Annotated in this window: 17 protein-coding genes; 14 read left to right on the forward strand and 3 right to left on the reverse strand. The window is 62.4% G+C overall.

Features of this window, described 5'->3' with window-relative positions:
• Positions 1-188: 188 nt before the first annotated feature.
• The 11 genes from ACK4FZ_RS07125 (at position 189) to ACK4FZ_RS07175 (ending at position 8717) form a co-directional block, all read left to right on the forward strand.
• Positions 189-953, forward strand: a complete 765-nt coding sequence (locus tag ACK4FZ_RS07125; RefSeq protein ID WP_409819272.1) for an ABC transporter substrate-binding protein — start codon at positions 189-191, stop codon at positions 951-953.
• A gap of 87 nt (positions 954-1040) precedes the next feature.
• Positions 1041-1805, forward strand: a complete 765-nt coding sequence (locus tag ACK4FZ_RS07130; protein ID WP_409819274.1) for an ABC transporter substrate-binding protein — start codon at positions 1041-1043, stop codon at positions 1803-1805.
• Between the two features lie 84 nt (positions 1806-1889).
• Positions 1890-2579: an ABC transporter permease gene (locus tag ACK4FZ_RS07135; RefSeq protein WP_409819276.1), complete on the forward strand. Its 690-nt coding sequence runs from the start codon at positions 1890-1892 to the stop codon at positions 2577-2579.
• Positions 2576-3307, forward strand: a complete 732-nt coding sequence (locus tag ACK4FZ_RS07140) for an ABC transporter permease (protein WP_409819279.1) — start codon at positions 2576-2578, stop codon at positions 3305-3307. Before ACK4FZ_RS07135 ends, ACK4FZ_RS07140 begins: the two co-directional genes overlap by 4 nt.
• A 10-nt stretch (positions 3308-3317) precedes the next feature.
• On the forward strand, positions 3318-4445 hold the full coding sequence (locus ACK4FZ_RS07145; protein ID WP_409819281.1) for a succinylglutamate desuccinylase/aspartoacylase family protein: 1128 nt from the start codon (positions 3318-3320) through the stop codon (positions 4443-4445).
• Positions 4442-5224, forward strand: a complete 783-nt coding sequence (locus tag ACK4FZ_RS07150) for an ABC transporter ATP-binding protein (RefSeq protein ID WP_409819283.1) — start codon at positions 4442-4444, stop codon at positions 5222-5224. The genes ACK4FZ_RS07145 and ACK4FZ_RS07150 overlap by 4 nt, the downstream gene beginning before the upstream one ends.
• 178 nt (positions 5225-5402) lie before the next feature.
• A complete protein-coding gene (locus ACK4FZ_RS07155) occupies positions 5403-6380 on the forward strand; it encodes a GlxA family transcriptional regulator (RefSeq protein ID WP_144372847.1) in 978 nt (325 codons plus the stop codon).
• A 172-nt stretch (positions 6381-6552) separates the two neighbouring features.
• Positions 6553-7011: a MarR family winged helix-turn-helix transcriptional regulator gene (locus ACK4FZ_RS07160; protein WP_144372848.1), complete on the forward strand. Its 459-nt coding sequence runs from the start codon at positions 6553-6555 to the stop codon at positions 7009-7011.
• The gene (locus ACK4FZ_RS07165; protein WP_409819288.1) at positions 7008-7544 is read left to right on the forward strand and encodes a cytochrome b; all 537 of its coding nucleotides are present in this window, start codon (positions 7008-7010) and stop codon (positions 7542-7544) included. Before ACK4FZ_RS07160 ends, ACK4FZ_RS07165 begins: the two co-directional genes overlap by 4 nt.
• Before the next feature lie 29 nt (positions 7545-7573).
• The gene (locus ACK4FZ_RS07170; RefSeq protein WP_409819289.1) at positions 7574-8119 is read left to right on the forward strand and encodes a YceI family protein; all 546 of its coding nucleotides are present in this window, start codon (positions 7574-7576) and stop codon (positions 8117-8119) included.
• Between the two features lie 28 nt (positions 8120-8147).
• Positions 8148-8717 carry a YceI family protein gene (locus tag ACK4FZ_RS07175; RefSeq protein WP_409819291.1) on the forward strand — a complete coding sequence of 190 codons (570 nt, stop codon included), beginning with the start codon at positions 8148-8150 and terminating at the stop codon, positions 8715-8717.
• A gap of 105 nt (positions 8718-8822) precedes the next feature.
• Here the strand turns inward: ACK4FZ_RS07175 and ACK4FZ_RS07180 are convergent, their stop codons facing one another.
• From ACK4FZ_RS07180 to ACK4FZ_RS07190, 3 genes are read right to left on the reverse strand one after another with little or no spacing between them, the layout of a single operon-like run.
• Positions 8823-10658 carry an ATP-binding protein gene (locus ACK4FZ_RS07180; RefSeq protein ID WP_409819293.1) on the reverse strand — a complete coding sequence of 612 codons (1836 nt, stop codon included), beginning with the start codon at positions 10656-10658 and terminating at the stop codon, positions 8823-8825.
• On the reverse strand, positions 10655-10915 hold the full coding sequence (locus tag ACK4FZ_RS07185) for a hypothetical protein (RefSeq protein WP_409819294.1): 261 nt from the start codon (positions 10913-10915) through the stop codon (positions 10655-10657). Before ACK4FZ_RS07185 ends, ACK4FZ_RS07180 begins: the two co-directional genes overlap by 4 nt.
• A gap of 19 nt (positions 10916-10934) precedes the next feature.
• Positions 10935-11585, reverse strand: coding sequence for a HugZ family protein (locus tag ACK4FZ_RS07190; protein ID WP_409819296.1), 651 nt, complete (start codon positions 11583-11585; stop codon positions 10935-10937).
• Positions 11586-11773: 188 nt separating this feature from the next.
• Here ACK4FZ_RS07190 and ACK4FZ_RS07195 point away from each other — a divergent pair, with 188 nt between their 5' ends.
• From ACK4FZ_RS07195 to hypC, 3 genes are all read left to right on the forward strand, one after another.
• Positions 11774-12613: a substrate-binding periplasmic protein gene (locus ACK4FZ_RS07195; RefSeq protein WP_409819299.1), complete on the forward strand. Its 840-nt coding sequence runs from the start codon at positions 11774-11776 to the stop codon at positions 12611-12613.
• A gap of 91 nt (positions 12614-12704) precedes the next feature.
• Positions 12705-13322, forward strand: coding sequence for a HyaD/HybD family hydrogenase maturation endopeptidase (gene hybD, locus ACK4FZ_RS07200; RefSeq protein WP_409819301.1), 618 nt, complete (start codon positions 12705-12707; stop codon positions 13320-13322).
• Positions 13322-13648, forward strand: a complete 327-nt coding sequence (gene hypC / locus ACK4FZ_RS07205) for a HypC/HybG/HupF family hydrogenase formation chaperone (protein ID WP_409819304.1) — start codon at positions 13322-13324, stop codon at positions 13646-13648. The genes hybD and hypC overlap by 1 nt, the downstream gene beginning before the upstream one ends.
• The last annotated feature ends 11 nt before the right edge of the window (positions 13649-13659 follow it).

The raw sequence follows: 13659 nt of genomic DNA on the forward strand, positions 1-13659 counted from the left end.
CGGGGCGGATTGTGCCGCTACCGCTTGCATGCAAAGATTTCGCCGTCCCTCCGCCAGAGAGGGCGCGAAAACAACAAATTGCAACCAAGGTAAGGTCCGCGCCGGACGCGGCTGGGCTGTCGCCAAGCGGCACCCCAACCCGGGCCCGGCCAACGGGGTTAACCATCTTCAAAGTGAGTTATAGCAGCATGAAAAAAGTACTCTTCCTGGCCGCCATGGCCCTGTCCGCCGCCGGCATGTCGGCACAAGCTGAAACCCTGCGCTTCGGTATCGACGGCAACTACCCGCCGTTTGCCAAGCAAGGCGCCGATGGCAAGCTGCAAGGCTTCGACGTGGATATCGCCTACGCGCTGTGCAATGCGATGAAAGTAACCTGCCAGATCGTGCCGCAAGACTGGGACGGTCTGATTCCGGCGCTGAACGCCAACAAGTTCGACGCCATCCTGTCGTCGATGTCGATTACCGAAGAGCGCATGAAAGCGGTGGACTTCACCAAGAAGTACTACCACACCCCTAGCCGCATGATCGCCAAGGAAGGTACCAAGGTTGACCAGGGCAGCTTCAAGGGCAAGAAAATCGGCGTGCTGCGCGCATCCATCCAGGAAAAATTTGCCAAAGACTTCTGGGCCAAAAACGGTGCCACCCTGGTGGCCTACGGCAAGGTGCCGGAAGCCTTCCTGGACCTGAAGTCCGGCCGTATCGACGGTGTATTCGTTGACTCGGTAGTGGGCGATACCGACTTCCTGAAGTCGTCGCAGGGCAAGGGCTATGCTTTCGTTGGCCCCGACTACAACGACCCGAAATACTTCGGCCGCGGTGCCGGCATTGCCGTGAAAAAAGGCAATACCGCCCTGACCGAACGCCTGAACAAAGCCATCGACCAAATCCGCAAGGATGGCAGCTACAAGAAAGTACAAGACAAGTACTTCAACTTTAACGTTTACGGCAATTAACCCTGCCTGCCCCGCCCTGCCTCTTGCCCGAGGCAGGGTTTTTCATCCCCAAAACCAGAAAAACACATCACCGTGCCGGAGAGAAACATGAAGAAGCCCTTGCTTGTGCTGGGTGCGCTTGCGCTCGCCCTGACCACTGCCAGCCACGCAGAAACCCTGCGTTTTGCCACCGACGCCAGCTACCCGCCGTTCTCCAAACAGGGGGCCGACGGCAAGATGACCGGTTTTGATCCGGACATCGCCCAGGCGCTGTGCGCGGCGATGAAGGTGCAGTGCGAAGTGCTGCCGCAAGACTTCGACGGCATCATCCCGGCGCTGAACGCCAAGAAGTTCGACGCCGTGATCGCCTCGATGAACATCACCGAAGAGCGCAAGAAAGCGGTGGATTTCTCCGACAAGTACTACAACATGGCGAGCCGCCTGGTGGCGCGCGACGGTACCCAGATCAACGACGCCTGGTTCAAGGGCAAGAAGATCGGCGTGCTGCGCTCTTCCATCCAGGAAAAATACGCCCGCGAGCACTTTGTGAAGCGGGGTGCCAAGCTGGTGAACTACGGCAAGGCGCCGGAATCGTTCCTCGACCTGAAAGCCGGTCGCGTGGACGCGGCGTTCGTGGACGCGGCCGTGGGTGACGTGGACTTCGTCAAGACGCCGAATGGCAAGGGTTTTGCGTTGGTCGGCCCCGAGTATAACGATCCGAAATACTTCGGCATCGGCGCCGGCATTGCGGTACGCAAGGGTGACAAAGCCCTGCTGGAGCGCATCAACAAGGCGCTGAAGCAGATCCGTGCCGACGGCAGCTACGACAAGATCCAGAAGAAGTACTTCAGCTTCGACATTTACGGCAAATAACAGGCGGCAACCGTAGCCAACGCTGCGGCCGGCCTGCCCGGGTTGGCCGCATGCCCCATCAGGCAGGAACAACGGAGTAAGACAATGTTTCTACAGGGTTATCTTCCCAGCATTCTGGAAGGCACCGTGCTGACGCTGCAGGTTGCAGTAGCGTCGCTGGCGGTTTCCGTGGTGCTGGGGCTGATTGGTGCCATGTTCAAGATGGCACCGTCCAAACCGCTGGTCTGGCTGGCCGAGCTGTACTCCACCGTGGTACGCGGCGTGCCCGACCTGGTGTGGATGCTGCTGCTGTTCTTCGGCGGCCAGATGCTGATCAACGATTTCTGTACCCGCATGGGCTGGCCGGCACCGGAGATCAACTCCTTCTTCGCCGGCGTGATGACCATCGGCTTCATCTTCGGTGCCTACATGACCGAAACCTTCCGTGGCGCCATCATGGCGGTACCCAAGGGGCAGATGGAAGCCGGCCTGGCCTACGGCATGAGCCCGCTGCGTGTGTTTCTGCGCATTACCTTCCCACAGATGGTGCGCTTTGCCCTGCCCAGTTTTTCCAACAACTGGCTGGTACTGGTGAAATCCACCGCCCTGGTATCGGTCATCGGCCTGAACGACGTGATGTACCGCGCCGACACCGCTAAATCGATTACCCAGGAACCGTTTACCGTGTACGCCGTGGTGGGTGCCATCTTCCTGGCCATCACCAGCGTGTCCGACTTTGCCCTCAAGCGTCTGGAAAAGCGCTACTCGCTGGGCGTACGGGAGAATGAACTGTGATCGACTTCAACCTGATCGTGGAAAAATTCCCCGCCTTCCTGGGCGGCGCCGACGGCGCGCCAATGCTGTCCACCAGCGACGGCCTGCAACTGACACTGGAGCTGCTGTTCCTGTCGCTGGCCTGCGGCCTGCTGCTGGCGGTACCGCTGGCGCTGATGCGCGTATCGAAAAACCGCGCTGTTGCCGGTGCGGTATGGCTGTACACCTATGTGTTCCGCGGCACGCCGCTGCTGGTGCAGCTGTTCATCATCTATTACGGCCTGTCGCAGTTTGACTGGGTGCGCGATAGCTGGGCGTGGGAATACCTGCGCGAAGCCTACGCCTGCGCCATCCTGGCATTCACGCTGAACACCGCCGCTTATACTACCGAGATCATTGCCGGCCAGATCCGCAATACCCACTACGGCGAGATCGAAGCCGCCAAGGCAATGGGCATGAGCAAATGGCTGATGATGCGCCGCATCGTCATCCCGTCGGCGCTGCGCCGCGCCCTGCCCGCCTACAGCAACGAGGTGGTGATGATGATGCAGTCCACCTCCATTGCCGGCCTGGTGACGCTGGCCGACCTCACCGGCGTGGCACGCCGCGTGTTCAGCGACACCTACATGCCGTTTGAACCGTTCATCGTGGCGGCCTGCTTCTATCTGGTGCTGACCTTCATCTTCGTCTGGCTGTTCAAGCTGGCCGAAAAACGCTGGCTGGCCTACCTGGCCCCGCGCAAGCACTAAGGAGACCGGCATGCAACGACAGGATCACCCGCTGCTGTCCCCCAGCCTGACCACGCAGCGCAGCATCAGCAGCTTCCATTTCGGCACCCCGGGCAGCGGCCAGAAGGTCTACATCCAGGCCAGCCTGCACGCCGACGAACTGCCGGGCATGATGACCGCCTGGCACCTGAAGCAAAGGTTGGCCGCACTGGAAGCCGAAGGCCGCCTGGCCGGCGAGATCATCCTGGTGCCGGTGGCCAACCCCATCGGCCTGGACCAGAACCTGAACGGCGTGGCACTGGGCCGCTTCGAGCTGGGCAGTGGCCAGAACTTCAACCGTTACTACCCGGCCTTCGCCCGCCAGCTGTTCGAACTGCTGCGCGAGCAACTGGGCACGGACGCGGCGGCCAACACCCGTCTGGTGCGCCAGCACCTGCGCAGCATGGTGGCCGCCATCGAGCCGGCCAGTGAGCTGGCGGCACAGCGCAAGACGCTGATGCTGCTGGCCTGCGACGCCGACGTGGTACTGGACCTGCACTGCGATCTGGACGCCGCGCTGCACCTGTACACCGGCACCCCGCTGTGGCCGCAGTGCGAGCCGCTGGCGCGCTACACCGGCGCTGCGGCCACGCTGCTGGCCGAAGACTCCGGCGACAACCCGTTCGACGAAGCCTGCAGCCAGCTGTGGTGGCAGCTGCGCGACCTGGTGCAGGAAGCCGGGCTCGACGCCGCCATCGACATGGCCTGCCTGTCGGTGACCGTGGAGCTGCGCGGCCAGGCCGATGTCAGCCACGCGCTGGCAGCGCAGGACGCCGACGCGCTGCTGGCCTTCCTGACCTACCGCGGCATTATCCGCGGCGACGTCGCCCCGCTGCCGGCACTGGTGTACCCCGCCACGCCGCTGGCCGGGTCGGAAAGCCTGCTGGCACCGCACGCCGGCGTGGTGCACTACCACGTTGCCCCCGGCACCGAGGTGGCACCCGGCCAGCTGCTGGCCGAAGTGATCGACCCGATCAACGACCGCGTCACCGCACTGCGCGCCAACCGTGGCGGCATGCTGTACGCCACCGACAGCCGTCATTACGCCATTGCAGGACAGTGGCTGGCCAAAGTTGCCAGCGCCGAAGCCTTCAAAACCGGAAAGTTGCTCTCAGCATGAACCAGACATCCAACATCAAACTGCACGTGCAGGACCTGCACAAAAGCTACGGCAGCCACGAAGTCCTGAAAGGCGTGTCGCTGACCGCCCACGCCGGCGACGTGATCAGCATCATCGGCTCTTCCGGCTCCGGCAAGAGTACCTTCCTGCGCTGTATCAACATGCTGGAACAGCCGAACAGCGGCAGCATTGCCGTCACCGGCGAGCAACTGGCGCTGACCACCGACAAGCGCAACGGCGCGCTGAAGGCCGCCGACGCCAAACAGCTGGCACGTATCCGCACCAAGCTGGCCATGGTGTTCCAGCACTTCAACCTGTGGGCGCACATGACGGTGCTGGAAAACATCATCGAAGCGCCGGTCCATGTGCTGGGCGTGCCGAAGGACGAAGCCATCGCCCGCGCCCGCAAGTACCTAGACAAGGTTGGCCTCAAAGGCGTGGAAGACAAGTACCCGTCGCACATGTCCGGCGGCCAGCAGCAGCGGGTGGCCATTGCCCGCGCACTGGCGATGGAACCGGAAGTGATGCTGTTCGACGAGCCGACCTCGGCGCTGGACCCGGAGCTGGTGGGTGAAGTGCTGCGCGTGATGCAGGACCTGGCCCGCGAAGGCCGCACCATGGTGGTGGTGACCCACGAAATGGGCTTTGCTCGCGAGGTGTCCAACCACGTGATCTTCCTGCACCAGGGCCGTATCGAAGAGCAAGGCAATCCGCGCGAAGTGCTGGCACAACCGAAGAGCGAGCGCCTGGCGCAGTTCCTGTCCGGCAGCCTGAAGTAAGCCCGGCTTGCCTCCCCCGCGCCATGCAGGCTACAAAACCTGCATGGCGCCGTTTTTTTATGGCATCGCGCCACGCCGGCTGCTTTTTGCGCAGCGCGTATTGCCTGCTACCGGCGCGCAAGACACAATGCGCGCTTGATTCACCCCGCTGCCCCGGCACGGTACCCAGCTCACGGATATGGCCACCAATACTGCCCAGAACAAACCGGTCCGCTTCGGATTCCTGCTCCTGCCCCATGCCTCGATGGCCGACCTGGCCATCGCCACCGAGGTGCTGACCCGCGCCAACCAGCTGGCCGAACGGCGCGCCTACGAATTCCTGCCGCTGTCGCTGACCGGCGAGATGGTCACCATGAGCAACGGCATGCGCATGCCGGTGGATCTGCCGCTGGCGCACGCCCCCAAGCTGGACGTGCTGGTGGTGCTGGCCGACGAGGTAGGCATCGACGTGTCTGCCGACGAGCTGGCCAAGGCCATCGGCGGCCAGCTGACCGAACACATGCTGCTGGCAGGCGTGGGCTGCGGCAGCTACTGGCTGGCGCGCGCCGGCCTGATGGCCGGGCACCGTGCCACCATCCACTGGCAGGAAATCAGCCGCCTGACCGACGAGTTCCCCGACGTCATCGTATCGTCCAATCTTTTTGAACAGGATGGCCAGCGTTTAAGCTGTGCCGGCGGCGCTGCCACTTTCGATTTCATGATGGCGCTGGTGGCGGCCAACCTGGGCCAGGAATTTGTAGCCACGCTGTCCGAAGTGTTCAGCATGGAGCGGCTGCGCCCGGGCAGCGAGCGGCAGCGCATTCCGCTGGCTACCCGCATCGGCGGCAGCCAGCCCAAGCTGACCGAGGCAGTCAGCCTGATGGAAGCCAATATCGAAGAACCGCTGACCACCGACGACATCGCCTACTACGTCGGCGTGTCGCGCCGCCAACTGGAGCGGCTGTTCAAGCAGCACCTGGGCACCGTGCCATCCAAGTACTATCTGGAGCTGCGCCTGAGCCGCGCCCGCCAGCTGCTGCAGCAAACCAGCAAATCCATCGTGCAGATCGGCCTGGCGTGCGGCTTTTCCAGCGGCCCGCACTTTTCCAGCACCTACCGCAGCCATTTCGGCATCACCCCGCGTGAAGAGCGCGCGCAACGCGGCACCGCCGCCTAGCCGTAACGCCCCCAAAGCAAGCCACCGCAAGGTGGCTTTTTGCTGCCCGCTTGCCTCGCCCAAAGCCGACAAAGCTTCTTCAGTTTTACTGAAATTGTTTTGCAGAAAAGATTGATTTTTTTTAGTACTAACTGGAACTATCCTACACAAAACTTACTCGGAGACGCGTCAGATGACACAAAAGACCGCCCTGCACCGCTCGATTCCGCTGGTACGCGAACTGGTTCGCACTTACCAGGCATTCGAGCAGCTGAGTACGCAACGCATCCGCCTGCACGGCCTGACGCACCCGCAATTCGACGTCATCGCCACGCTGGGCAACACCGCAGGCATGAGCTGCCGCGAGCTGTCGGAACGCACGCTGATCACCAAGGGCACCCTCACCGGTGTGCTGGACCGCTTGCTGGAAAAAGGCCTGATCACGCGCACCGTACCGGAGCACGACCGCCGCAGCCTGTTCGTGGCACTGACACCGGCTGGCGAGGCCGTATTCAACGAAGCCTTCCCCGACGTGATTGAACACTGCGGGGCGGCCATGGATTATCTGGACGACGCCGAACTGGCGCACCACATCACGCTGCTGGCAGCCCTCCGGGCCGCCATCGGCAAGAAACTGGAGCAAGCAGAATGAAGCAAGCCGCACGTTACCACTCCGCGCAGATCGTGCTGCATGGCCTGATGGCCGTGTTGATCGTCTGTACCTTCGCCTTCGGCAAATACGTACACAGCCTGCCGCTGTCGCCGGCCAAGTTCCAGCTGATCAGCTACCACAAGTGGGCTGGCATGGCCGTGCTGCTACTGGTAGCCATCCGCATCGTGGTGCGCCTGGCCAAAGGCGCCCCGGCGCTGCCGGACAGCATGTCCGCCGCCGCCCGCCTGGTGGCGCACGCCGGTCACCTGCTGCTGTACGTCTTGATGATTGCCATTCCGCTGTCCGGCTGGCTGATGAGCTCGGCTTACGGCATTCCGGTGGTGATGTTCGGTGTATGGCAAGTGCCCGACCTGATTGCGGCCAACCCGGAGCTGGCGCCACAGCTTGGCCAGATCCACGGCCTGCTGAATACCGTGCTGCTGCTGGCGGTACTGGGCCACGTGGCCGCCGCGCTGAAACACCATTTTATCGACAAGGACGGCCTGCTGAGCCGCATGAGCCTGCGCGGCTAACCCCGCGTGGCACACACAGGAACCCACCCATGAAAAAAGCATTGCTTCTGCCGCTGGCAGCCCTGCTGGCTGCCCCGGCCTTCGCCCAGCCCGTCGACCTGACCAAGAGCCAACTGGCCTTTACCCTGAAACAGATGGGCGTGCCGATGTCTGGCAGCTTCAAGAAGTTTGCGGCCAACGTTGTATTCAACCCGGCGCAAGCAGAGGCCGGCAAAGCCGACATCAGCATCGACGTGGGCAGCATCGCGTTGCCCACCGGCGAAGCCAGCGCCGAAGCGCGCAAGAAAGAATGGTTCAACGCCGCCCAGTTTCCGCAGGCCCGTTTTGTGTCCACCAGCATCAAGTCGCTGGGTAACAACCGCTACCAGGTGAGCGGCAAGCTGACGCTGAAAGGCATCAGCCGCGACGTCAGCGCCCCGTTTACCGCCACCGCCCAGGGCAAGACACTGACCGTGGACGGCACGCTGCCGATTTCGCGCCTGGCATTCAAGATCGGTGAAGGCAGCTGGAGCGATACCGGCACCGTTGCCGACAATGTGGACTTGAAGTTCCGTCTGGTACTGATCAACCCGTAACCCCCACCCCTACTCTGGAGAGAGAAACATGTTGCGTACTACCCTGTTTGCCGCCCTGTTTGCCACCGCTGGTGCCGCTTTTGCCGCCCCGGTAACTTACAACGTTGACCCCACCCATACCTACGCCAGCTACGAAGTGAACCACCTTGGCCTGTCTACCCAGACCGGTACTTTCACCAAAATCGCCGGCAAATTGACCGTGGATGAAGCCGCCAAAACCGGTAGCGTGGACATCACCATCGACGCCGACTCGCTGGTAACCTTCCTGGGCGACCGCGACAAGCACCTGAAGAGCGCCGATTTCTTCAACGTGGCCAAGTACCCGACCCTGACTTACAAATCCACCGCCGTCGAGTTCAAGAACGGCAAACCGGCTGAAGTAAAAGGCAACCTGACCCTGCTGGGCGTAACCAAGCCGGTTACCCTGAAACTGGTGAACGTGACCAAGGCCAAACACCCGATGACCGGTGTGGAAAACTGGGGGGCTAACGCCGTCGCCACCATCAAGCGTAGCGAATTCGGCATGAAAACCTACATTCCGGCCATCAGCGATGAAGTGAAACTGAACATCGCACTGGAAGCCGCCAAGGCCCAGTAAGGCAGAATGGCTGGCCGCCTGCGGCCAATCTTGCCGTCAACACGCAACAGGCCCGCCCTTACCCGGCGGGCCTGTTGCCATAATGCAGGCACGCTACTATCCCGCTCACCCATTACTGCTTGCCAACGGATCAGGCTCCCCCAGACTGTTTGAGAGCGGCAGCGTCACGGTAAATACCGAGCCGTTACCGACGCTGCTTTGTAGCGTGATGTCACCACACTGCATGTGCACCAGCTGCTTCACCAGCACAAGGCCAATACCAATACCGGGAATGCCTTGCGCAGTGCTAGCCCGGAAAAAGCGGGTGAACAGACGGCCTTGCTCGTCTTCCGGTATGCCTACTCCCCAGTCGCGTACGCTAATGCTGACACGGCGACCAAGACAGCATGCATCGATCTCCACTCGCTGCCAGTTGGGCGAGTACTTGATGGCATTGTTGATGAGGTTGGAAAAGATCAGGCGCAGCAATTCGGTATCGCCATCCACGCACAGCACGCACTCCGCCTGCGCCTGCAAGGCAATGTCGGCGGCCGGGTAAATGTCGCGATGCAGTTCCACCAGATCGGACAACAACGGCAACAAGCGCACCGGCTGCTGCTCCACCGTGATCTGGCCGGACTCCAGCCGGCTCAGCGTCAGCACACTGTCGGTCAGTGTGACCATATGCTTCACCATGTCGCGCGTACGCTGCATGCGTGCCAGCAATGCTTCGTGACTGAACTGCCCCGGGTGACGCAAGATGCGCTGCGCGATGCCATCGATGACAGACAGCGGCATGCGGTACTCGTGCGACACCATCGACACGAAGCGGCGCTGCATTTCCAGCAACTCGTGCTCGTGCAACAGGGCATCTTCCAGTGCACGCTCGCGTTCACGGATATGCGAGATATTCAGTACGCTGGCCAGTACGCTGGGCACGCCGCGATAGTCCACCAGGCAACCGGTCAGGCTGGCCTCAAAACGTTGCCCCATGCGGTCACGCAGCACGGTCTGGAAATCGGACACCATGCCCTGCAATAGCAGCAGGTCCAGAAAGCGCTGGCGATCTTGCGGCTGCTCGTACAGTGCAGCCGAAACCGGCGTCAGCTCGCCGCTACTGCCCAGCCAGATACCGTACAGCTCGATGGCCAGCCGGTTGGCGTAGCGCACGCGGCCGCCTTCCAGCTCGGAAATCACCATTGGCAACGGCAACGCATCCAGAATGCTTTGCAGTTCCTCGCTGCGCTCGCGCTGCAATTGCAGCAGCTTTTCGCGGTCGCCCACATCGTGCTGGCTTACCAGCAGCGCCGGCTCACCGGTGGCGGGGTCGGCGACTTCCAACAGCTGCATCTGATGGCGCGACAGGCTGCCATCGGCCAGGCGCACCTCGACAATACGGCGCACGGCACGGCTTTCCGACACTGCCGAGCGCAGCTCGTCGGCCTGGCGCGAGTCGTTCAAGTTGGCCGCAAAAGCATCATCGCCACCAGGCAGTACGTTGCTAGCCACCGGGTTGCGCAGCAGCACGCGGCCCTGCATGTCGTACAGTGACACCAGCTCGCGCACGTGACGCAACATTTCCAGTGCGCGCGAAGTGTCGGTAGTCAAGTCTTGCTGGCTGGCTTCCACTTGCATCAGATCAGTACAATCGGGGCAGAACTGCGAACAGTAACAACTGACCTGCACCGGGCGACCACGCGGGTAGAGGGTCCAGGTCTCACGCCGTACTTGCTGGCGGGCAAAGGCATCCCGGTAGTTAGCCAGCCGCAGGCGGTCACCCTCGCTGTTCATGCGGAAGTCGCGCTGCTGCAGCGCTTGCAGATCGGGCGCATCCCACAGCAGCAAAGCGGCACGGTTAGCCCAGATGATGGTTTGCTGGCTGAACTGGTACAGCCAGATGGCAGTACCAAGACGGTCCAGCACCGGCAGCGCAGCCTGCCAGTCTGCAGGTAAAGTCATCATGGTGCCTCCAGCAAGACAAACAACTCGGCCAGCAGCATCGGCCGATGAACAGTGATGGCCTTGGGCATAACGGCAGCCCGCCTGCAGCAGGACAAGGGAATCAGCACGGTGCGCTGAAACGCCCCCATAACACGTGATTCGGCCGCATTATTGCCGTCATCAAGCGCCTCCTTGCTACAGATTAACTTCAAAATCAATACACCAATCTTCAACCATACTTTCAGTATGGCAGCAATCCAGGCACAGTGCGGCTTCATCGATGCCAATGCCACCGCTTCAGCGCAACTCGCCGGCTGACAGCGCATCGGCTACCCGCTGCGGCAGCTGCGCTGGTGCCACTGGCACACCAAAATCCAGCCGCTGACGCATATCGTGCAGGTAATAATCGACACCATAGCTGTCCACCCCCAGCAGGCTAACGCCGCCGCTACAGGCCGCAACTTGCGGCAGCAGCGTGGCTTCGGTATCGAGCTCGAATACCGGTAAAGCATCCCAATCCGTAGTGCTGACCCAGCCCATGCGCCCAACCCCGCCGATATAACGGATGGCGCGCACCTGCAGGCGGTAAAAGCGGAAATCGCCCAGCGCCAGTACCGGCTCGAAAGCCGGGGCATAGCGCAGCAGCCTGGCCAACAGCGCCGTGGACGGCTGCTGCGGCACAAGCTCACCACTGAGCGTCATGCGCGCCTGCTCCCACACCTGGCCAGCAGGCGCCTGCAATAACAAGCTGACACGCGGGTCGGCCTGTACATTGCGGCAATGCTCGGCCAAACCACTCATCAACAGCCACGGGCTGTGATCCGGGCCGATGGCAAATGGCAGCGACGTCACAAAGGGGTACCCTGGCAAAGCCTGCGAGTGGGTAGCCAGCGCGCCGTGCTGGCAGCGGTGCAATAAGGAAAGGCAATCGGACAAGGGAATATTCATGACGCGCGCCTATAAAAAGACCTGACTAAAGCTTAGAAGTATGCCCTTGCCACGGCAACCCTGCGTCAGCAGCTTACGCCGCCTGCACATGTCATCAATTAAAAGCAAAAGAAAACGTACTTTATTGATAAATAGCACTTAAACTTTAGCCCATGCTTGCTCCCTGATCCGCGCTGATAGCCCCGCAGATGACCAAACCACTGCTTGCCCTGCTGCTGTGTTGCCCTGCCCTGAGCCAGGCGGCCAGCGTGTTGGCCGTCACCACCGAGTTCCCCCCGTTCCAGAGTGCCAGCCCGCAACCGTTGGGCCTGGCGCTGGATACCGCCCGCGAGCTGGCGCGCCGCAACGGCGACACGCTGGACGTGCAGTTCCTGCCATGGGCCCGCGCCTACCAAACCGCCGAAACCACCCCCGGCGTGCTGATCTTCTGCCTGGCGCGCACCGCCGAGCGCGAACCCCGCTACCAATGGCTGGGGCAGATCGCCAGCGGCGACGTTACCGTATGGCAGTTGGCCGCACGCCGCGACCTGAACGCCCGCACGCTGGAGCAGGCACGGCGCTGGCAGCTGGGCGCCACCGTCGGCGACATGAAAATGCAGTACCTGCTGCAACAGGGTTTTGTCATCGGGCAGAACCTGCAGGAAAGCGGCGATGACCTCAGCAATATCCGCAAGCTGTTTGCCGGCCGCATCGACCTGCTGCCGTTCAGCCACCGCCAGGTACTGCAATACCGCAGCGCCCAGGCCGGGCTGGACTTCGCCGCGCTCAAACCGGCCTTCAGCCTGCCGGCGCTGGCACAGCCCTTGTACCTGGCGTTCAGCCCCGGCAGCGACAGCGCACTGGTGCGCCGCTACCAGGCCAGCTTTCGCCAGTTGCAGCGCAGCGGCTGGCTGGCGCGCCAGCAGCGCCACTACCAGCAGTTGCCGACCGGCACTGCAAACCTTCCTTCCATTCAGCCACAGCAAAACGATAACAAACTAACCATTCCTGCCAACCCGCCTGCCGCGCCAGCCGCCAGAAGCCAATAAAATCAAGGCCCTGCGCGCCCCGACATGCGGTGCTTGGCTGGCACGGCCTTTGTATATGTAACGCCCTCCGTAACACACCGGGAAGGCAAACATGTCAACGCCACACATCGTGGTACTGGGTCTAGGCAATCTGCTGTGGGCCGACGAAGGCTTCGGCGTGCGCTGTGCCGAGGCGCTGTACGCCGGCTACAGCCTGCCCGCCAACGTGGAAGTGATCGACGGCGGCACCCAGGGCCTGCTGCTGCTGCCCTATGTGGAAGCGGCCGACCATCTGCTGATCCTGGATGCCATCGACTTCGGCCTGCCGCCGGCCACGCTGCGCGTCTTCCACAACGACGCGGTACCCGCCTACCTCACTGCCAAGAAAATGAGCCTGCACCAAACCGGTTTTTCCGAAGTGCTAGCGCTGGCCGAGCTCAAGGGGGCACTGCCGGCCAACATCACGCTGATCGGCGTGCAGCCGGCCGAGCTGGAAGACTACGGCGGCAGCCTGTCGCCGGCGGTACGCGCCCGGCTGCCGGAAGCCCTGGCCATTGCCGTGCAAACCTTGGCCGAATGGGGCGTGCAGGTACAGCCCGCCAACGGTGACGGCCCACGCCTGAACGACGCCAGCCTGGACATGACGCGCTACGAAAGCGAACGCCCCAGCGCCGACAGCGCCTGCCGCGTCGGTGACGCCCGCGTGCTGTTCGACGGGGAGCCACACTGATGTGCATGGGCACCCCGATGCAAGTGGTCAGCCCCGGCTGGTTCAGCGCCCGCTGCCGCGACCGCGACGGCAGCCTGGTCGACATCGACACCCGCCTGCTGGGCGAGGTGGCCACCGGCCAGTGGCTGCTGGTATTCACCGGTGCCGCGCGCGAGCTGCTGGATGACGCCCGCGCCGCCGACATCCTGGCCGCCATCGCCGCGCTGGAAGCCGCGCTGGCCGGCAACTACCAGCCCGAGCAGCACTTTGCCGACCTCTACCACCGCGAGCCGCAGCTACCGCCACACCTGCAGGCGCTGCTGACACCCGATACCCCATCAAGCTGACAACGCAAGGC

It is taken from the genome of Vogesella sp. (assembly GCF_046297735.1).
Taxonomy (GTDB): domain Bacteria; phylum Pseudomonadota; class Gammaproteobacteria; order Burkholderiales; family Chromobacteriaceae; genus Vogesella; species Vogesella urethralis.